This window comes from Mesorhizobium sp. M4B.F.Ca.ET.058.02.1.1 (assembly GCF_003952505.1).
GTDB lineage: Bacteria > Pseudomonadota > Alphaproteobacteria > Rhizobiales > Rhizobiaceae > Mesorhizobium.
Genome location: NZ_CP034450.1, coordinates 5,799,177 through 5,818,950, shown reverse-complemented (window position 1 = coordinate 5,818,950; position 19,774 = coordinate 5,799,177). Strand labels below are relative to the sequence as shown.

Annotated in this window: 17 protein-coding genes and 1 pseudogene; 5 read left to right on the top strand and 13 right to left on the bottom strand. The window is 64.6% G+C overall.

Annotated elements, in window-relative coordinates; all coding sequences use genetic code 11:
- Positions 1 to 17 precede the first annotated feature (17 nt).
- On the top strand, positions 18 to 929 hold the full coding sequence (locus EJ073_RS28315; protein ID WP_126058514.1) for a LysR family transcriptional regulator: 912 nt from the start codon (positions 18 to 20) through the stop codon (positions 927 to 929).
- Here EJ073_RS28315 and EJ073_RS28310 read toward each other — a convergent pair.
- The 8 genes and pseudogenes from EJ073_RS28310 to EJ073_RS28275 all read right to left on the bottom strand — a co-directional run bounded on the left by EJ073_RS28310 (position 930) and on the right by EJ073_RS28275 (position 11,510).
- Positions 930 to 3,250 (bottom strand): annotated as a pseudogene (locus EJ073_RS28310) (Tex family protein).
- Positions 3,251 to 3,374: 124 nt separating this feature from the next.
- Positions 3,375 to 4,553, bottom strand: a complete 1,179-nt coding sequence (locus tag EJ073_RS28305) for a serine hydrolase (protein WP_126058513.1) — start codon at positions 4,551 to 4,553, stop codon at positions 3,375 to 3,377.
- Positions 4,554 to 4,586: 33 nt separating this feature from the next.
- Entirely contained in the window at positions 4,587 to 5,783 is a 1,197-nt protein-coding gene (locus tag EJ073_RS28300) for a serine hydrolase (RefSeq protein ID WP_126058512.1), read from the bottom strand.
- Between the two features lie 66 nt (positions 5,784 to 5,849).
- Entirely contained in the window at positions 5,850 to 6,884 is a 1,035-nt protein-coding gene (locus EJ073_RS28295; RefSeq protein ID WP_126058511.1) for an extracellular solute-binding protein, read from the bottom strand.
- A 23-nt stretch (positions 6,885 to 6,907) separates the two neighbouring features.
- On the bottom strand, positions 6,908 to 7,705 hold the full coding sequence (locus tag EJ073_RS28290; protein WP_126058510.1) for an ABC transporter permease: 798 nt from the start codon (positions 7,703 to 7,705) through the stop codon (positions 6,908 to 6,910).
- Positions 7,698 to 8,618 carry an ABC transporter permease gene (locus tag EJ073_RS28285; RefSeq protein WP_126058509.1) on the bottom strand — a complete coding sequence of 307 codons (921 nt, stop codon included), beginning with the start codon at positions 8,616 to 8,618 and terminating at the stop codon, positions 7,698 to 7,700. The genes EJ073_RS28290 and EJ073_RS28285 overlap by 8 nt, the downstream gene beginning before the upstream one ends.
- The gene (locus EJ073_RS28280; protein ID WP_126058508.1) at positions 8,618 to 9,712 is read right to left on the bottom strand and encodes an ABC transporter ATP-binding protein; all 1,095 of its coding nucleotides are present in this window, start codon (positions 9,710 to 9,712) and stop codon (positions 8,618 to 8,620) included. The genes EJ073_RS28285 and EJ073_RS28280 overlap by 1 nt, the downstream gene beginning before the upstream one ends.
- A 118-nt stretch (positions 9,713 to 9,830) precedes the next feature.
- Positions 9,831 to 11,510 (bottom strand): amidohydrolase, encoded by a 1,680-nt coding sequence (locus EJ073_RS28275; protein ID WP_126058507.1) that lies wholly within the window; start codon positions 11,508 to 11,510, stop codon positions 9,831 to 9,833.
- 261 nt (positions 11,511 to 11,771) lie between these two features.
- Between EJ073_RS28275 and EJ073_RS28270 the strand changes: the two genes are divergently transcribed.
- Together EJ073_RS28270 and EJ073_RS28265 are read left to right on the top strand one after the other, a co-directional pair.
- Entirely contained in the window at positions 11,772 to 12,425 is a 654-nt protein-coding gene (locus EJ073_RS28270) for a TetR/AcrR family transcriptional regulator (protein WP_126058506.1), read from the top strand.
- A 23-nt stretch (positions 12,426 to 12,448) separates the two neighbouring features.
- Positions 12,449 to 13,480: a histone deacetylase family protein gene (locus EJ073_RS28265; protein WP_126058505.1), complete on the top strand. Its 1,032-nt coding sequence runs from the start codon at positions 12,449 to 12,451 to the stop codon at positions 13,478 to 13,480.
- A gap of 42 nt (positions 13,481 to 13,522) precedes the next feature.
- On the opposite strand, the gene EJ073_RS28260 is transcribed toward EJ073_RS28265, so the two are convergent.
- Complete coding sequence (locus tag EJ073_RS28260) at positions 13,523 to 14,716, bottom strand: TMEM43 family protein (RefSeq protein ID WP_126058504.1); 1,194 nt, start codon at positions 14,714 to 14,716, stop codon at positions 13,523 to 13,525.
- 456 nt (positions 14,717 to 15,172) lie between these two features.
- Here EJ073_RS28260 and EJ073_RS28255 point away from each other — a divergent pair, with 456 nt between their 5' ends.
- Both EJ073_RS28255 and EJ073_RS28250 read left to right on the top strand, forming a co-directional pair.
- Positions 15,173 to 15,877: a helix-turn-helix transcriptional regulator gene (locus EJ073_RS28255; protein ID WP_126058503.1), complete on the top strand. Its 705-nt coding sequence runs from the start codon at positions 15,173 to 15,175 to the stop codon at positions 15,875 to 15,877.
- Positions 15,874 to 16,644: a helix-turn-helix transcriptional regulator gene (locus EJ073_RS28250; protein WP_126058502.1), complete on the top strand. Its 771-nt coding sequence runs from the start codon at positions 15,874 to 15,876 to the stop codon at positions 16,642 to 16,644. The genes EJ073_RS28255 and EJ073_RS28250 overlap by 4 nt, the downstream gene beginning before the upstream one ends.
- A 118-nt stretch (positions 16,645 to 16,762) precedes the next feature.
- On the opposite strand, the gene EJ073_RS28245 is transcribed toward EJ073_RS28250, so the two are convergent.
- From EJ073_RS28245 to fliN, 4 genes are read right to left on the bottom strand one after another with little or no spacing between them, the layout of a single operon-like run.
- On the bottom strand, positions 16,763 to 17,197 hold the full coding sequence (locus EJ073_RS28245) for a hypothetical protein (RefSeq protein ID WP_126058501.1): 435 nt from the start codon (positions 17,195 to 17,197) through the stop codon (positions 16,763 to 16,765).
- A complete protein-coding gene (flhB, locus tag EJ073_RS28240; RefSeq protein ID WP_126058500.1) occupies positions 17,194 to 18,276 on the bottom strand; it encodes a flagellar biosynthesis protein FlhB in 1,083 nt (360 codons plus the stop codon). The genes EJ073_RS28245 and flhB overlap by 4 nt, the downstream gene beginning before the upstream one ends.
- A gap of 21 nt (positions 18,277 to 18,297) precedes the next feature.
- Entirely contained in the window at positions 18,298 to 19,314 is a 1,017-nt protein-coding gene (locus EJ073_RS28235; RefSeq protein ID WP_126058499.1) for a flagellar motor switch protein FliG, read from the bottom strand.
- Positions 19,315 to 19,357: 43 nt separating this feature from the next.
- Positions 19,358 to 19,747 (bottom strand): flagellar motor switch protein FliN, encoded by a 390-nt coding sequence (gene fliN, locus EJ073_RS28230; protein WP_126058498.1) that lies wholly within the window; start codon positions 19,745 to 19,747, stop codon positions 19,358 to 19,360.
- Positions 19,748 to 19,774: the final 27 nt, after the last annotated feature.

Below are 19,774 nucleotides of genomic sequence, written 5' to 3'. Positions count from 1 at the left end.
AGCGTTAGTAATAGATCATGAACGTCCAGCGCCGCCTTTTGCCGACCACCAGCGCCCTTGCCGCCTTCGAGGCGGTGGCGCGTCTGGGCTCCTTCACCGCCGCCGCCCGTGAGCTCGATCTCACCCAAGGCGCCATCAGCCGGCAAGTTGGCCTTTTGGAAGAACAGTTCGGACGCCGCCTGTTCGAGCGCGACAGCCGCAATGTCCGGCTGTCGACGGCAGGCGAGGCCTATGCCGAGGCGGTGCGATCAGCGCTCGGGCAACTGCGCAACGCAGCCCTTGGATTGATGAGCAATCGGCATGGGGGCATCCTTAACCTGGCGATTTTGCCGACCTTCGGCACGCGCTGGCTGATGCCGCTGATCCCCGATTTCGTCGCCAACAACCCCGACATCACCATCAACTTCGTCACTCGAGTCGGCCGCTTCGACTTCGCCCGCGAACGGCTCGACGCCGCCATCCATTACGGCCTGCCCGACTGGCCGGATGCCGATTCCACGCTGCTCGTGCGCGAGACGGTGGCGCCGGTGGCATCGCCCGAATTCGTGAAAGGGCAACGGATCGCCACGCCGGCCGACATCTGCCGCCTGCCACTGCTGCACATGGCGACGCGCCCCGGCGCCTGGACCGAATGGTTTGAGCATCAGGGGCTCAGCGCGCCGACCGGACCCGGTATGCAGTTCGAGCAGTTCGGCACCGCCGCCCAGGCCTGCATGGCCGGGCTCGGCGTGGCGTTGCTGCCGGAAATCCTGATTGCCGCAGAATTGCAGCGCGGCCAACTGCTGCCGGCGCCGGGTCAACCGATGCAGAGCCGCAGCGCCTATTACCTCGTTGTCCCGCATGACAAGCGCGGCCATCCGCCGGTCGCCAGTTTTCGCGACTGGCTGCTAGGCCAACTCGGCAAGGAGCCGGCTGTTCTGGCTTGGTAGCTACTTCCGCTTCATGGCCTCGGCAAGCGCCGCGCCGAACGCGCCCTGCGCGGCCGGCGGCTCCGGCTGGCGCGGCGGCGCCGGCGTGCGCGGCGCCGGCCTGCCGCCACCATTGTCGCGCGAGCCGCTCCGCGGGGCACCGCCGTCGCCGTCCTTGCGCATCGTGAGACCAATGCGGTTGCGCTTGATGTCGACGTCGACGACCCGCACCTTCACCACATCGCCCGCCTTCACCACCTCATGCGCATCCTTGATGAAGCGGTCAGCCAGTTGCGAGACATGGACCAGCCCGTCCTGATGCACGCCGATGTCGACAAAAGCGCCGAAGGCGGCGACATTGGTCACCGTGCCTTCGAGCAGCATGCCTGGCTTCAGGTCCTTGATATCGTCGACACCCTCGGCAAAGGTCGCCGTCTTGAAGCCGGGGCGCGGATCGCGGCCGGGCTTTTCCAGCTCCGCCAGGATGTCGCGCACCGTCGGCAGGCCAAAGCGCTCGTCGACGAAGACACGCGGGTCGAGCGCCTTGAGCGCGGCACTATCCCCATCAGCGCGCGCACGTCGCGGCCGCAGGCTGCGACGATCTTCTTCGCCACGCCATAGGCTTCGGGATGCACCGAGGAAGCATCGAGCGGCTCGGCGCCATTGGCAATGCGCAAAAAGCCGGCGGACTGTTCGAAGGCACGTGGTCCGAGCCGCGCCACCTTGAGCAGGTCCTTGCGGCTGGCAAACGGCCCGGTCGCATCGCGATGCGCAACGATCGCTTCGGCCAGCGATGGGCCTAGCCCCGAAACCCGTGCCAGCAACGGCGCCGACGCCGTGTTGAGATCGACGCCGACGGCATTCACCGCATCTTCGACCACCGCTTCCAGCGAGCGGCCGAGCCGGTACTGGTCGACATCGTGCTGATATTGGCCGACGCCGATCGACTTCGGCTCGATCTTGACCAGTTCGGCAAGCGGATCCTGCAAGCGGCGAGCGATCGACACGGCGCCGCGCAGTGACACGTCGAGGCCGGGGAATTCCGCCGCTGCCGTCGACGAGGCCGAATAGACCGAAGCGCCCGCCTCGCTGACGATCACCTTGAGCGGCTTCGGGCCGGAACCGGCTGGCAGGTCCGACAGCATGTCAGCGACCAACTTCTCGGTCTCGCGGCTGCCGGTGCCGTTACCGATCGAGATCAGCTCGACCTTGTGCTGGCGGATGAGCGCGGCGAGCTCGGCCTGCGTGCCGCGCACATCGTTCCTGGGCGGGAACGGATAAACCGTCGTCGTCGCCACCAGCTTGCCGGTGCCGTCGACCACCGCCACCTTGACGCCGGTGCGGATGCCGGGATCGAGCCCCATCGTCGGCCGCGAACCGGCGGGCGCCGCGAGCAGCAGGTCCTTCAAGTTGCGCGCGAAGACGTGGATCGCCTCTTCCTCGGCGCGCTCGCGCAGGTCGCGCATCAGGTCGAGCGTCAGATGCAGGGACAGCTTGATGCGCCAGGTCCAGCCGGCGACCTCCATCAGCCAGCGGTCGCCCGGCAGGCTGCCGCCGATCGCATAGGCATTGGCGATCATGCGCTCGGCCGGCTTCACCGGCGAGGCATCGTCGGCATCGACCTCGATGTCGAGCGACAGCACCTCCTCGTTGCGGCCGCGCAACATGGCGAGCGCCCGATGGCTGGGCACGTTCGCCCAGCGCTCGACATGGTCGAAATAGTCGGAGAACTTCGCACCCGCCTCCTGCTTGCCGTCGACGACCCTGGCGCGCAGGAAGGCACGCTCCTTCATATAGGCGCGCAGCTTGCCGACCAGATCGGCATTCTCGGCGAACTGTTCCGACAGAATGTCGCGCGCGCCCTCGAGCGCGGCCTTTGCGTCTGCCACTTCTTCGGTGATGTAGGCGAGCGCGAGATCGGCGGGCACCGCCGCGCGGTCGGCGAGGATCGCCTCGGCCAGCGGCCCGAGCCCCCGCTCCCTGGCGATCTCCGCCTTGGTGCGCCGCTTCGGCTTGTAGGGTAGGTAGATGTCTTCCAGCTCGGCCTTGGTTGCCGCGGCATTGATCTTGGCCTCGAGCTCCGCGGTCAACTTGCCCTGCTCACGGATCGAACCGAGGATCGTCTCGCGGCGCGCGTCGAGCTCGCGCAGATAGGCCAGACGCTCGGCAAGGTCGCGCAACTGCGTGTCGTCGAGCCCGCCGGTGACTTCCTTGCGGTAGCGCGCGACAAAGGGAACAGTCGCGCCCTCGTCCAAAAGCTCGATCGCCGCCGCCGCCTGCTCGGGCCGCGCGCCGATCTCGGACGCTATGATTGCCGCAATGCGCTTGATGTCGGATGCCATGCCGGTCCCTGTCGAAAAGAGCGGCGACCATAGGCCGGGATGCCGTCCTCGCCAACCGCGCTGTTCAGCCCCTGCAGCGAGGTTCCACAGAAAAGGGTTGCGAAGGCGGGCCGCCTGGAACGGCTTAGACCATCCGGCTCAGCGCCTCGAAGAACGCCACCAGCTCGACATCGAGCCGGTCGTCGACAGGCTCCGGCTGCGACGACATCTTGGCGATCACCACCTCGTCCCGCGGATTGACATAGAGCCACTGGCCGTGGATGCCGATACCGCAATAGGCGCCGCTGTCGTGACCGGTCTGGTACCATTTGTTGCGGTAGCGGCCCTTGGGAAAGAGAAACGCCATCGTGCCGCGCTGCCAGGCCTCGAAGCTGCCGCCGGTTGAAACCGTGTCACGGACCCAGGCATCCGGCACGATGCGGCGGCCATTGGCCATGCCGCCCTGCCGCATCATCTCGCCGACCCGCGCCAGGTCGCGCGGCGTCACCGAAATACCGCCGGCGGTGCGCGCCGTGCCTTCCATGTCGACGGCGATCGAGCCCTCGCTCGTCGCGCCGAGCGGCAGCCACAATTTATCTCGCAGAAGATCGGCGATGCGCTGGCCCGACGCCCGCTCCAGCAGCGCGCCGAGCAAATCGGAATTGGGCGAGCGGTAGCGATAGGTCCGGCCGTGTGGCTCGCCGAGACGCTGCAACGTCAGGAGAAACGCCTTGAGGCTTTCGGACCCGCCGCCCGGATTCCACAGCGTGGCGCGGCGATAGCGGGCAAATGCGCTCTCGGGATCGAGATAGGCCTCCTCGAAATCGAGGCTGACGGTCATGTCGAGCACGTGCCGGCAGCTTGCATCGCCATAGGCAGAGCTTTTGGCCTCAGGGATGTAGTTGACGACGGGCGCTTCCGGGTCGAACACCCCCTCGCCTTCCAGTATGCCGGCGAGAATGGCGGTGAACGACTTGCTGATCGAGAAGATGATGTGGCGGGCGCCAAATTCCATATGCGGCGCCAACCAGTCGCCGACCCATTTGCCGCCCTTCATAATGGTCAGCGCATCGGTATCCGAGCGCTGGAGAAATGCCGCGACCGTTTCCGGCGCATTTGCCGAGGCGACCTTTTCGTCGAGCAGCCCGCCAAGCGCCTGCGGGGGCGCCTCGCTGCCGCTGGCGGATGCGAAGGGCGCGCTCGGCACCAGCTCGCCGACATTCTGGAACGACCAGCGATTGAACGGGCTTTCGCGCCAGTTGGAGAGCAGCACCGCGTTGCGGGCAAAGCCATATCTTGTCTCGAACGCGGTCCTGCCGGTCATGACGGTCTCCGGGATCCTCTGCTTGCTTGTGGGTCAGGCCAGCGCGGCGGCTATGGCGTGCACGGCCTTCAGCGTCGCCACCGAATAGGCTGTGTTGGTGAAATCCGGATAGGTCGAAAGCTTCACCACGACCATTCTGTTGTCCCAGCCGATGTGGATAAGCTGCCCGAACACACCCCGGCACATTAGCGCGCGCGAGCGCGGATCCTCGATCCAGAACTGGTTGCGGTAGCTGCCTTCGGGCAGGCTGGGATTGAAGCCCGGGCCGTGCCTGCCGGTGCGCGTCGCCTCGATCCACTCGGCCAGCACCACGCCGCCGCCATTGTCCAGGATCAGCTTGCCGAAGCGGGCGTAGTCGCGCAGCGTCGCGTTGAAGCCGCCGTCGGCGAGCGCATAGCCGGCGCTGTCGACGGTGAAGCAGGCGCTTTCATCCGCGCCGAGCTTTTGCCAGAGTTCCTCGGAAACCAGTTGCGCCAGCCGCTTGCCGGTCACCCGCTCCATGATGAAGGCCAGCACATCGGTCTCGATCGAGCGATACTCGAACGCCTCGCCATGCGGTCGCACCTTGTCCTTAAGCCGCAGGATCAGCTCGAACAGATGCGACGGCCATTGGAAGGATGGGTCGCTGCCGGGCGGCACCGGCTTCCAGCCGGTGGCGACGTCGACCTGGGCGATCTCTGAGCAGGGATTTGTGTATTCCTCGGAAAAGCGCACGCCCGTCGTCATGTCGAGCACATGCTGCACGCTGGCGCCCGTCCAGGCGGTCGCGCCGAGTTCCGGAAGGTAGCTGGTGACCGGCTTTGCCGGATCGATCAGTCCTCGCCCGACGAGGATGCCGAATACCGAGCCGGTGACAGACTTCGCCATCGACTGAGACAGGTGCAGCGTGCGCTCGTCCATCCCGTTGAAATAGCGCTCATAGGCGATCCTGCCGTCCTTGAGCACCAGGAATCCGTCCGTGTAGGTCTCGTCGAGCAGCCCGGCGAGCGTCGTCGGCGCACCTGTGCTGTCCTCCACCGGCAATGCGTCGAGATCGACCTCGGCCCGTTCGAAACGATGGCGATGGCCGTGGCCACGCCAGACTTCGACGGTCGGCAGGAACTCGCGGATATGCTGGAATGCCCATCGGTTCCACGGCGGCCGGTCCCAGTCGAGCTTCGGCGGCACCAGCCTGGGCGGCGAGCCCTGCATGATCGGCGGCCGCGGATCCGAGTTGCGGTAGGAATCCATGATCAATGTCCCGACGACATGAAAACGGACCCGGCGGCGCCTGCCGCCGGGTCCGTCACGATGCGGCTACTTCTGCAGTTCGGTCCAGATCTTGGTGTAGAGTTCCTGGACGTCCGGCGGGCACATCAGCTGCAGCTCGGCTTGCGGCTTGGCATCGGCCGGAATGACCACTTCGGGCGCATCCTTCATGTCGGCCGGCATGTATTTGTCCGAACCGGTGATGGCATTGGCGTAGCGATGGAAAGCCGACAGCCCGGCGGCATTTTCCGGATCCATGATGAAGTTCTGGAACAGCTTGGCATTCTCGACATTCTTGGCTTCCTTGAGAACGACCACATTGTCACTCCACAGGCCAAAGCCTTCCTTCGGATAATTGTAATGGATGGCGGGATTCGCCAGCCGCTGGCGCAGCGCCGAACCGTTCCAGTCGCTGGTTGCCTTGAAGTCGCCGGCGCCCATCTTCTCGATGGTGTTGTATTCCATCGCGATCCAGTTGGGCTTGGCCGCGACAAGCGTGTCGCGCACCTTCTTCAGCAGCTCCTTGTCGGTGCTGCATTGCTTGCCACCGAGATATTTGGTCGCCGCGAACATGACGTCGTTCATTTCGGGTACGACATTGACCTTGCCCTTGAGCTCATCCGGCGTGTTGAAGATAATGCCCCAACTGTCGGCCGGTCCCTTGTAGGCATCGGTGTTGACAACGACTCCGATCGTGCCCCAGGCCCACGGCACCGAATATTTGCGGCCGGGGTCGAATTCGGGATTGGCCCATTCCGGCGCCACATTCTTGAAGTTCTCCATCTTTCCGGGATCGGTCTCAAGCAGGAGACCTTCCTTGATCCAGATCGGAACGTAGGTCTGCGACGGCACCGCAATGTCGAAGCCGGTGCCGCCCTGACGCACCTTGGCCAGCGCAGTGTCGTTCGAATCGTAGTCGGTGATCGTCACCTTGACGTTGTATTTCTGCTCGAACTTCTTGATGACGTCCGGGCTGGTGTAGTTACCCCAATTGTAGATGTTCAGCTCGCCATCGGCGAAGGCGCCGCCTGTCGAGGCGAGCAGCGCCAACCCCATGGCGGTCGCTGTGATCTTCCAGTTCATGGCTGTGCTCCCATTTCTCATGTCTAATCGCGTTTCCTGCTGATGAAGAAAAACAACGTCACGATGGCGACCGACAAAAGCAGGAATACGGTCGATATCGCGTTTATCTCGGGTGTTATCCCCCGACGGATCTGGCCAAGCATGTAGGTCGGCAGCGTGTCCTGGCCGCCCGACTTGACGAACTCGGTGATGACGACGTCATCGAGCGAGATCACGAAGGCCAGCATCAGCCCGGCCAGGATGCCGGGCCACAGCAGCGGCAGCGTGATGCGGCGGAACGTCCGCCACGGCGTCGCGTAGAGATCGGCGGCGGCGCGCTCCAGTGTCAGGTCCATGTTCTCCAACCGCGCCCGGATCGGCAGGTAGGCAAAGGGGATGCAGAATGCCGTGTGCGCGGCGATCAGATAGCCGAGGCCGGAATAGCCGGTGAAAATCTTGATGCGCGAAAAGAAGATCAGCAGCGCCACGCCGGTGACGATCTCCGGCACCATCAGCGGCTGGTTGATCGCCGCGTATTTGAAGGTCAGTCCGGGATAGGGCGCCGTGCGCGTCGTCGCCAGCGCCGCCATGGTTGCGGCGATGGTCGCCAGCACCGCGGCAACCGAACCGATCTGGAACGATCGCAGGGTGGCATCGATGACCTGCGTGTTCTGCCATGCCGACTGGAACCATTTCAGCGAGAAGCCGCCCCACTCCGAGGTCGATGTCGCGGCGTTGAAGGCGTAGAACACCAGGACGATGATCGGCAGATAGAGGACGACGAAGCAGGTCGCCGCGATCGCGGTGAAGCCCGGCTGGTGCTTGATCGAGAAATTAGCCATGGCGCACCTCCGGCCGTCCGGCATTGCGCACATAGGCCAGCAGCGCCACCATAACGATGATCATCACCGTGATCGACAGCGCCGAGCCGAGCGGCCAGTTGCGGCCCTGCCCGAACTGCAACTCGATCAGGTTGGATAGCATCATGTTCTTGCCGCCGCCGAGCACGCTGGGCGTGACATAGGCGCCGATCGCCGGAATGAAGACCAGGATCGAGCCGGCGATGACGCCCGGCCTGACCAGCGGGAAGATGATGCGCCGCAGCACCTGGAACCGGCTGGCATAGAGATCGTAGCCGGCCTCGACCAGCCGGAAGTCGAGTTTCTCCATGCTGGCATAGATCGGCAGCACCATCAGCGGCAGGTAGACATAGGCCATGCCGATCAGGATCGCCGTATCGGTGAACAGTATTTGGACAGGCGCCGAGACGATGCCGAGCTTGATCAGGATGGTGTTGATGATGCCCTCGTTGCGGATGATCTGCAGCACCGCGAAGGTGCGGATGAGCAGGTTCGTCCAGAACGGGATGGTGATCAGGAACAGCCAGATGTCGCGCGTCTTTTCACTGCGCGTCGCCATGAAATAGGCGGTCGGGAAACCCAGCGCCAGGGTGGCGATCGTCGTCACGATCGCCAGCTTGATGGAGCGCCAGAAGATGGTGACGTGAGCGGCGGCAAGCGAAAGCGTGTCGTCGAAAATGTCACGCTCCATGAACACCGACAGCCAGGCCTCCGGCGAGAATTGCCATTTCACGTCGCCGTACGCGCCGGGCGTCAGCAGCGAATAGACCAGCACGATCAGCAGCGGGCCGGTCGCCGCCAGAAAGATGATGATGAGCGCCGGCGCCGACAGCAGCCAGCGCGTGCGGACGTCGCGCCGTTCCGCTTCCTTGGCGACTTGTTCCGCGGTGGCCATCAGTCCCTCAGCACTTGCGCGGCGTCGTTGCCGATCAGGATGCCGACCTTGTCGCCGCGCTCGAAGCCGCAGCCGGCGCTGCGCGTATTCTGCTGACGCACGGTGAAGGCCTCGCCGCTGTTCAGCTGGACATGGATATGCGTGTCGGTGCCGAAATAGACGATGTTTTCGACCGTTCCCGACAGGTCGCCCTTGGCGTTGCTCAGCTTGGCGTGCTCCGGCCGCACCACCACGGTGGCGTTGTCCTTCGGCTGGAAGCCCTCGGCCACGGTCGCCTCGATGGTCGCGCCGGATTTGAGCGTCGCGCGCGCCTTGCCGTTGCCAATGTCCGATATGGCGGCGGTGAGAAAGTTGGTCTCGCCGATGAAGTCGGCGACGAAGCGTTCCGCCGGCTTGTCGTAGATGTCCCAGGGCGTGCCGACCTGCAGGATCTTGCCCGACGACATCACCGCGATGCGGTCCGACATCGTCAGCGCCTCTTCCTGGTCGTGGGTGACGAAGATGAAGGTGATGCCGGTCTCGTGCTGCAGCCGCTTCAGCTCGATCTGCATCTCTTTGCGCAGCTTGTAGTCGAGCGCCGACAGCGGCTCGTCGAGCAGCAGCACCTTCGGCTGCGGCGCCAGCGCGCGGGCGAGCGCCACGCGCTGCTGTTGGCCGCCGGAGATCTGGCTGGTGCGACGGCCGGCGAGCGCCTCCATCTTGACCAGCTTCAGCATCTCGCCGACGCGCGCCTTGATCTCGGCCTTGGGCTTGCCCAGCATTTCCAGGCCGAAGCCGATATTCTCGGCTACCGTCATGTGCGGGAACAGCGCGTAGGACTGGAACACGGTGTTGACCGGCCGCTTGAATGGCGGCAGCGGCGCGATGTCCTGGCCGTGCAGCAGGATCTCGCCGGCGGTTGGAAAGTCGAAGCCGGCGATCAGCCTCAGAAGCGTTGTCTTGCCGCAGCCGGAAGGCCCCAGCAGCGTGAAGAACTCGTTTTCGCGGATCGACACCGAAACCGTGTCGAGAGCGGCGACCTGGTTTTCACCGCTGCCAAATACCTTGCGAACGCCACGAACCTCGATCGCATTCTTATCCGGTTGTTCCGGCACGATTACCCCATTGAGATGGCTGCGGCAGGTTTTGTTCCTGTTTGATTGTCACCATAAGCCAATCGGCTTGGCAACTGCGGAGCTTGGACTGGACTAAAAAGCAATTCCCGTGCCACCGTCAGGCTTGATAAGTGACCTTTCCGCCGCAAACCGTGGTGACCGGCCGCACCTTGTGCAGATCTTCCGGCGCGGTCGCCTCGATATCGGCCGAGAGCACCACCAGGTCGGCCAGATAGCCCGGCTTCAGGCGGCCCTTTCGGTCCTCCATGAACTCGGCATAGGCCCCTTCCACCGTATAGCCGGCAATCGCCTCGTGCAGCGAGAATCTCTGGTCGGGGTCGGTGCTTGCCCATGGTTTGCGCAACACTGCCGCCTGGATGCCCAGGATCGGATCGATGGGCGCTACCGGCCAGTCGGAGGCGAAGACGACGCGCGCGCCGGCATTCTTCAGGGTCCGCCATGCATAGCTTAGCGGCCAGCGGGCCTGCCCGATGCGCGACACCGTCGGTTCCAGGGGAAAATCCATCGCGCCGGGCGGATGCGGCGGCTGCATGGAGGCGATGACGCCAAGATCTTCGAATCGTGGCACATCGGCGTCGGTGATGACCTCGATGTGCTCGACCCGGTGCCGGCTGTCGCGCTTGCCATTGGCCTTCGCGGCCGCCTCGTAGCCGTCGAGGACGGCACGCACCGCGCCGTCGCCGATCGAATGCACCGCCATCTGCAGCCCGCGCCTGTCGACGGCGACCGCAAGCTCGGCGAACTGGCGCGGCGTAAACAGCGGCTCGCCCACCCAGTTCGGCCGGTCGGCATAGGGTTCGACCATCACCGCCGTCCAAGAATCGAGCACACCGTCATAGAACACCTTGACCATGCCCGACGACAACCACTCGGTGTTGTAGCGTTCGGCCATGACGGACGCCTTGTCGAGGATGTCGAGCGTCATGAAATTCTTGTAGTGAAACGGTATCTGCGCACGGCAGGACAAGCCCTCCTCGGCCTCGATCTCGGCCAGCAGCTCGAGCTGGTAGAGATTGCCGTCCATGTTCTGGATCGAGGTGATGCCGTGGCGCGCGCACCAGGCGAGCCCGCGCCGCATGATGTCGCGGTCGGCGGCGCGCTCGGCGGCGGTCGGCGTCGGATCCGGCTCGCCGCCGGTCGCCAGCCCGAGCCGCACCCGGCCTTCGCCGGCAAGATCGAGCACCGGACCGAACGCTTCGCCCTCGCGCAGCTCGCCCGCGGCCAGGCCATCCTCGCCCATGACGATTTCGTTGCCCGGACCAAGCGTGCGTCCGTGCAGGATGCCTGCCAGTTCAAGCGCCTTGGTGTTGGCCCACATCGTGTGGTGGTCGGGAGCGGCCATGACGAAAGGCCGGTCCGGCAGGATCGCGTCGAGATGGTGGCGCGTCACCCGCTCGTCGCCGAGCACGGTATAGTCGACGCCCTGCCCGACCAGCATCTTCGTGTCGGGCCATGCCGATGCATAGTCGCGGATCGCTGCTTGCAGCGCCTCGAAGCCGTGGACGCCCGACAGTTGCAAATGCCCAAGCTCGGCCGCGCCCGAAAACAGATGCATGTGGGCTTCGATGAAACCCGGGACCACCGAACAGCCCTTGGCGTCGATGACTTTTGTGGCCGGTCCCTTGAGCTCTTCGATGGAGGCGCGACTGCCAACCGCGATGATGGCGCCGTCATGGACGGCAATGGCTTCGGCTGCGGGATTGTCGGCATCCATGGTCAGCACACGACCGTTGACGACGATCAGATCCGCATTGTGATCCGCACCCGTGACAGACATCGCGACTCCGCGCTTTTGACGACTGGCCGTGACCGGCAACCCCTTGGCCAACGGCGTTCCACTCCGCCGGAGCGGCGCGCCATGGGACAAGAATGATGCCAGCGCGCTGTCTTCGAAATTCCCCTTGTTATCCCGGCAGACAGCGTGGATAAAGAATGCGACTATTTATTCGCGTTTGTCAACGCTCCGAATTTCGAATGAATTGTGGACAGCACCCGGCGCCTGTCTTGAGACCGGGGCGGGGAACGAGGACCTAGAGCCGTGAAGCGCAACCTCAGCCGCGAAACCAGGATAGCGCTCGAACCGCGCAAGCAGCCGCGCCAGGAACGCTCGAGCAAGGTGGTCGACAGGATTCTCGACGCGGCGCTGACCTTGACGCGGGAGCAAGGAACCAAGGCGCCGACGACGCTCGCCATCGCCCAGCATGCCGGCCTGTCGGTCGGTTCGGTCTACCAGTACTTTCCCAACAAGGAGGCCATACTTCTCGACCTCGCCCGGCGCTGGCTGTCGTCGTTTCCGGAGGTGATCGCAAGGCGCATCGAGGTCGCCCCGCCCACCAACCGCGAAGAGTTTCGCCAGGAAGTGCGCAAGCTCTTCATCGACACCTCGAAGCTCTATCTCGACAACGCCAGCCTGATGCCGGTGATCGAGGCCATATCGGGAAACGCCGACCTGAGACCGATCCAGAACGAATATGACGACCAGATCATCGCCCTCTACGCCGCATGGCTGCAGCATGTGAACCCGGCTCTTGAAGACAAGGTCGCGAGCCGCCTCGGCTTGCTGATGATGGAGGTCGGGCACGCGTGCCGGCTTGTGGGGCTGAAAAGGGATCGCAAGACATACGACCTTATCGAGGACGATGTGGAAGTGATGTGGCTCGCCTTGGTGAACCCCTATCTCAATCTTGACTGATTTCGCACTTCGAGAGGAATTTCATGAAGACTGTCTATTCGCCGCTTCACGCCGGCCATGCAGGCCAGATGGAACTGGTCACGTCGGCGATCGTGCCGGGTTTCGAAAAGCCGTCGCGGGCGGAATTCATCAGGGCGCGCGTCGAGAGCGAGAAGCTGGGGCTGATCATCGGGCCGGTCGAGCATGATCTCGCCGCCGCCAAGCGCGTGCACAGTGCCGACTACATCGACTTCCTGCCGACCGTCTGGCCGCGATGGACGGCTGAGGGGCACAAGGGCTCGTCCATGGCGTTCACCTGGCCGACGCGCGGTTTGCGCGGCGACGTGCCGCCGCGGCGCATCGACGGCCTGCTCGGCTATTATTCCTTCGACGCCGGCGCCACCTTCGTCGAAGGCACCTGGGCGGCGATCAAGTCGTCCTATGAAGTGGCGCTGACGGCGGCTGAACTGGTCAAGGCCGGCGAGCCGGCCGCCTTCGCGCTCTGCCGCCCGCCCGGCCATCATGCGGGTGCCGCCTTCATGGGCGGCTATTGCTTCATCAACAACGCCGCCGTTGCCGCGCAGTGGTTCCTCGACCAGGGCGCTAGGCGCGTCTCGATCCTCGATGTCGACTACCATCACGGCAACGGCACGCAGGAGATCTTCTACGGCCGCGGCGACGTCCAGGTGATCAACCTGCACGGCGATCCGATGACCGAATATCCGTTCTTCCTCGGCCATGCCGACGAGCACGGCATCGGCGAAGGCGAAGGCTTCAACCTCAACTACCCGATGCCGTTCGGCACCGACTGGGACGGCTGGAACGCCTCCCTGGAGGATGCCTGCTCCAAGCTTGCCGCCTACGTCCCCGATGTCGTCGTGGTGTCGCTCGGCGTCGACACGTTCGAGAAGGACCCGATCAGCCAGTTCAAGCTGAAGAGCGCCGACTATCCCAAGATCGGTCGCCGCATCGCCAGGCTCGGCCTGCCGACGCTGTTCGTCATGGAAGGCGGCTACGCGGTGGAAGAGATCGGCATCAACGCCGTCGGCGTGCTGACCGGCTTCGAGGACAGGTAGGAGCCCAAGGGGCGGCAGCAGCCGCCCCTTGGAAACTCTACGCTATGCGGCAGCGCCGGGGCTCGGCGCGGCGGCCGGCACGGCCGGTTTGCGGGAACGCCCAAGCATGTACACCGCCGCCGCGGCAATAACGCCCGCGGCCAGGATGGCGGCCGCCAGCACCGGCCGATACCAGAACCAGGCGACGGCGATCGTCGTCGTCCCGACCAGGATCGCCAGGACGAAGGCGATGATGCCGGTGCCCAGCCGGGCCAGGCTGCCGAGGAAGGGTATGACGTCGAAGATCACCCCGATCGGGCCGAGCAGCAGGGCAAAGCCTATCGTCAGCAGGATCAGGCCGCCGGCGCGCAGCAGCCAGGTTATCAGCGTGTTCGCGCTGACCGCTTCGGCGAACATCCTGTCGGCAGGCACGTCGCCCGTATCCACCATCAGCAACGCATCGCCGGCCGCCGTCTGGTAGGACTCGAACCGGTCGCCGGCCTGGCGCGCGACGATGCTGACGGTGCCGAGCGGCGCCAGCTCGTAACCGATGCGATAGTCGCCCAGCGCCGGCGACGTCGTATCGGCGCCGAGATAGATCCTGCCGTCGACGATGTTGATCGGCTTTGCACCGGTATAGGCAGCCTCGATCGCGGCCGACTGGCTGGACGAGAGCGAAAATTCCTTGTCGCCCCCGATGCGGTCGAGCACCGGCCTGTCGAGCGTGAAGGCGCCGAGTTTGCCCTCCGCAATCTGGAAGCTCCTGCTGTGGATCGCCATCGGCGGGTTCTGGTGGCCGTCGGGCTTCTTGAAGTCGGATGAGTTGATCTGGCTGTCGTCCCACACCTTCGAATAGCTGTAGGTCGTCACCGTCTCCTCGCCGCCACCCAGCTTCTTCGTCGTCTCCGACTTGGAGTCTTCCTTCCACTGGTACATCTCGACGCTGCGCGACAGGCGCAGCCCCTCGGCCTGAATGCCGAAATCCGGATCGGCAAGACCGCTATCGGCCGTCACCGGTCCAGTCACATGCACCAGCCTGCCGTCATTGCCGGCGTCGATCTTGTCGACGCCGGCCGAGACGACGGTGCCGGCGCCTTCCGCCAGCGAGCGCGCCGTCTGCACCGCGCGGCCTTCGTTCCAGAACAGACCGATCACCATCAGCACGATCAGGATCAGGCCGAAGACCACCCCGCCGACCGCGCGCTTGATCCGTCCGAACCACGAGACGGACGTCACTTCCTGGAATGAATCGCTCATCGTTTCCCCCGCAAGACCACCGGCAACGGACGCCCATCCATTGCCGCCATGCGAATCCTAGCCGAATCGGCCGCGCCCCGATATGGCGGCCCGGCACCTGCCCCCGTTTTTCCATCGAAGAGACCGGTTGAAAGCAGCGCGAAACGGCCCCTGAGTCGCGATCCGAGTCCACCGGATTCGATTTTGTCAAATCGCGTTTGATGTCGGATTCATCTACGGGTAGATTAGACCCGAATCAGCCGGTCCTCGGGGGGCGCGGCGACCACCCAAAGTCTCAAGTTCCGGCACTCGGCCGGCACCAGACGCGGACGGCTTCGCGTTCCCTGTAGGGATTCCGACCTGGTTGGGCGCTGACCGCGCCTTGAGTGTGTCTTCGTGACAGTGACGCGTATTTCGGGTTCGGCCGCTGGCGACACCAGCACCGGGCACATGGATCGATTCCGGCCAAAGCATAAAATGAGCAGTCCCGCCGCGCTTCTCCAATCCGAACCATCGCGCCTGGCGTCTCGCGGCGACCTCACCAGCTTTTTCATGCAGCTTGCCGCCGAGATCGGCGCCGACAGCTACATGCTCGTCGCCATCATCCACGACCAGGATCGCAGCGATGCCCGCATCGTGTCCTCCAACTGGATTTTCGACGCCATCGAGCTCATCGGCAAACGGCTGATAGCCGGCCTCGCCCAAGGGCAGCTGACCGCGTCGCCCGGCAACCGCCCGAGGCCGCTGGTGGCTGCCCAAGCGCCTGACGCCGGCGCGCTGCTGAGCGGCGAGGAGGCCCGCCTGCTCGATGTGCTCGGCCACGCCGAGATCTACTCGCTGCGGCTGAATGTCGGTCGCCAGCGCCTGTTCGCGCTGTTTTCGGCCGCCGAGGTCGGCAAGATCGACCAGCCGGCTCTGATGAAAGCCCAGCTGAAGTGCTGCTATGCGCTGTCCGACATCCCGCAGCTGATCGCCGCCGCCGCCATGCAGGACCCGCTGTCCGACCGCGAGCGCGAATGCCTGTTCTGGGTGTCGGAGGGCAAGACCACCGACGAGGTCGCGCTGATCCTCGGCGTCTCGTCGAACACCGTCAACAGCTACATCACCCACGCGATCCAGAAATTCGCGGCCAGCAACCGCGCGATGGCCATCGCGACGGCGATCAGGAGCGGCATCATTTGAAACAGGCACAGGTCAAGGAGGCAGCCGAGGCCCTCTTCAACGAGCAGCGCAGCCCCTTCGGCGCCTTCTCGCTCGGCTCCGAAACGCACCACGCCGTCACCATTCCGGACGCCGTGCGCCGCTGCCGCTGGATCGCCGTCGACATCAACGCCGGGGCTTTCGGCCTGTTCTTCGTCAGCCCTTCGCTGGAACGGGCCCGCCTCGTGCCAAGCTTCGATTCGGACTACCCCGGCACCTCCGTGGCCACCAAATTCATCTCCGGCGCCAATGGCGAGGAGATGGTGCGCCACACCCGCATCTCGACGGCGCCGCGCTGGTGGGTGGACGACGGCATCGCCAGCTCGCAGCAGGTCTTCCAGGATCTTGCCTGGTCCGAGAGGACGGCGCCGCTCGCGCCCGGCACCAACGGCATCGCCTTTCCCGTCCATGCCGACCGCGGCCAGTGCGGGCTGGTCATCTTCCTCGGGCCGGACATCGCCCTGCCGCAGGAGGCGCTCTACGAGATCCACGCCCGCTGCTTCTCGCTGTTTGCCGCGGTTGCCCGCATCCGTCCGACCGACACCAGCCGGATGCGCTCGATCTCCAAGCGCGAGCTCGAATGCCTGAAGCTGACCGCCAACGGCAACACCAGCGAGGAGATCGCCGAGCTGCTGAAATTGTCGGTGCACACCGCCAACCAGTACCTGACCCAGTCGACGCAGAAGCTCAACGCCGTCAACCGCAACCAGGCGGTGGCCAAGGCGCTGCGGCTCGGCCTCATCGAATAGATCGTCCCGCGAAGGCTCCGAGCACGGACCGGCCGAACCTGCGCGACCGCGAGGGCCACGGCATGCCAAACCGCGCGCGGTCCATCACCGCCGCGCTTTGCTTCCCTCAAGGCAGATTTCAGTAGGCGATCGTCTCGGTCCTGCGGATGCGCGCCTGTTCGATCACCGCTTCCAGGAGCGCGGTGTTGTGCTCGGGATTCTCGCCGGGCTTTTCGAACGACACGTAGTTGACCACGACATGGTCCTTGTCTCCGCTCAACGTCAGCTGGAAATAGACGGTCACGCCGGGTGGCCTGAGCTCGAGGTCGAGCACGATGCGCGGACTGCCGCTCCAGTCGACATGGGCTTCGCCGCCGTGACCGAGCCTGAGCGTGCCCGGCATGAAGAACAGTTCGGCCGCCGAATCCACCAGATCCGACAGGCAGGCGAAATGCTCGAGCCGGATGAAGGCGATATAGTCGGCGACGTCGATCAGCCTGAGTTCGGTGATCACCTGCTCGATGGCGTTGGCGACGATGATCTCGCGGGATTTTGCGTAAGCTTGCCGGTTCATGAGGTCAGTCTGCGCTCAGCCTTTTTCGAATAGACGATCCGCACCAGCTCGGCGACGGCCTGGTAAAATTGCGACGGGATTACGCTATCAACCGAAACTTGCTTGTACATGGAGCGCGCGAGCGCCACATCCTCAAAGATCGGGATGTTGTGCTCCCTGGCGATCTCGCGGATCTTGAGCGCCACAAGATCCTGGCCCTTGGCCAGCACCATGGGCGCGGAATCCTCCTCGCGGACGTATTTCAGCGCGATGGAATAGTGCGTCGGATTGGCGATGATCAGCGTGGCGCGCGGCACCGCCGTCATCATGCGCCGCCGCGCACGATCACGCGCCAGCGACCTCAGCCGCGACTTGACGATCGGATCACCTTCGGACTGCTTCATCTCGTCCTTGATTTCCTGCTTGCTCATGCGCAGGTCGCGCCGCCAGTGGAAGCGCGACCAGACAAAGTCGGCCACCGCGATCAGCCCCATGACGAAAACGATCGCCACCAATATGTCGACGGCGATGCTCCTGATGACGAGACCGAAGGCGACCGGGTTGGTGATCATGCCGGCTAGCAGCCTGCGGTGGTCCTCCGACAACGTGAAGCCGAGCACGACGACGGCAAAGCCGAGCTTGCCCAGCGACTTCAGGAACTCGACAAGGCCCTGCACGCCGAACATGCGGCTCCAGCCCTTGGCGATCGAGATGCGCGACAGCTGCGGCCTGACCCGCTCGCCGACGAACTGCGGCATATTCTGGAACACCGAGGCGCCGACGCCGGCCACCACCAAAAGCACGAGCAGGCTGACGACGGCGCGGCCGATCTCGAAGATGACTGTCTTGTAGAGCGCGATGACGTCGGTCTCGGTATCCATCGGCCAGGCTTCGGGCTTCTCCAGGAACATCGACAAGAACATGCCGAGATCGATGATGGCGTCCTTGGCGTAGAAGACGGTGAACACCAATATGGCGACGAAGGAGGTGAAGATCGCCGCTTCGCGCGAATGGGGCAGCTTGCCCTGTTCGACGGTGTCGCGGATCTTCTTTTCTGTCGCTTCCTCGGTTTTGGAGTCCTTGTCGACCGATTCAGCCATGGCGTGCTAACCGAGCCGCCATCAGGCCGCTTCGCTCTGCGACGAGGAAGGGAGTTCGAACGCCCCTTCACGCGACAGGCGGATCGTCGCCACCGCGATTGTCTTGCGAGCCGCCATGATGTCGGCCAGCGCGATGCCTTCGGACCCCTGCCCGAGTTCGGATTCGATCATGCGCCGCGACCTTGCGCCGATCGCCGACAACACCGATTCGGTGAGTGCCGGCGGCGCGCCTCGCAGCGCCAGCGTGACCAGTTCGGTCGACAGCCCGTCGAACAGCAGCACCCGTGCCTTCTGGGCGAGCAGCGGCAAATCGTCGAAGGCGAACAGCCGCGACCTGACGCCGTCGAGATCCGGCGTGCCGGCCTCCTCCAGATCGTGCATGACCTCTTCGAGCTGAGGCTTGTCCATTTCGTTGAGCACGCTGGCGACACGCGCCTGTCCGGCCGAGATATCCTTCGTCGCGGTTTGCGACAGCAGGCTGCTGCGCAATTGGCTTTCGACGATCTTTGCGGCCGCATCCGGAACCGTGGCCAAAGTGACCATGCGTTTGATGATCTCGCTGCGGACGGGCTTCTCCATCGTCAACAGCACGTCGGCCGTGATCTGCGAGGAAAGCTTCGACAGCACCATGGCCGATGTCTGGGGGTGCTCGCCGGACAGGAAGGCGCCGAGGCGGCCGGGCTCCAGCTTCTCGAGGTCGGGCCAGATCGGCGGCGGGCCCTCGGGTGCCACCTCGAACCTCTTGTCGCCCATGATGGCGCTCATTTCCTCCGGCGACAGCGATTCGTTGAGGATGGTGTCCATCCGGTCGGCGGAATCGAGCAGGCCCGCGCCCTCGGTGAATTCGGCTTCGAATTCGGCGACGATGCGCTCGAGGTCGCTCTGCGGGATCGTGCGCAGCAGGCGCGCCCCTTCGATCAGTGCCTTCAGTTCTTCCTGCTTGAAGAATTTCAGGAGCCGGCTGGCTGAGGGCTTGCCCATCGCCACCAGAATGGCGGCTGCCTTTTGCGGGCGCGTCAGCGTGGTCAGCGTCGTCATGCTGTCTGTCCCTGCGGTCGATGGCGGTGCACGCCGGCCAAGCCTACGCGCTCTTGGTGGCGGCGATGATTTCGGTCAACCTGATGCCGAAGCGCGACGGGTCGCTTTCGAGCACGGTGATCTCGCCGCGGGCGATCTTGCGGCCGTTGACCACCACGTCGACAGGCTCGCCGATACGCCGGTTGAGCGCCACGGTCGAACCCTTCTGCAGCGCCATCAGCTCGGACACCGGCATCTCGGTGCTGCCGAGGATGATCTGCACGTCGACCGGAATGGCCATGATGATGCTGGAATTGGCGCCGCCGGAAGCGGCCCTGTAGGCAACGTCCGGGCGCTTCTCCTCTTCCTTGAGGACGCCGCGCAGCTCCTCGATGGCGCGATCGAGCTGCTCGTCCGGCTGATCGGGTTCGGCTTCCACCTTCGTCTTTGCCATGCGTCGTCTCCAAAAAGGTCAGGCCAC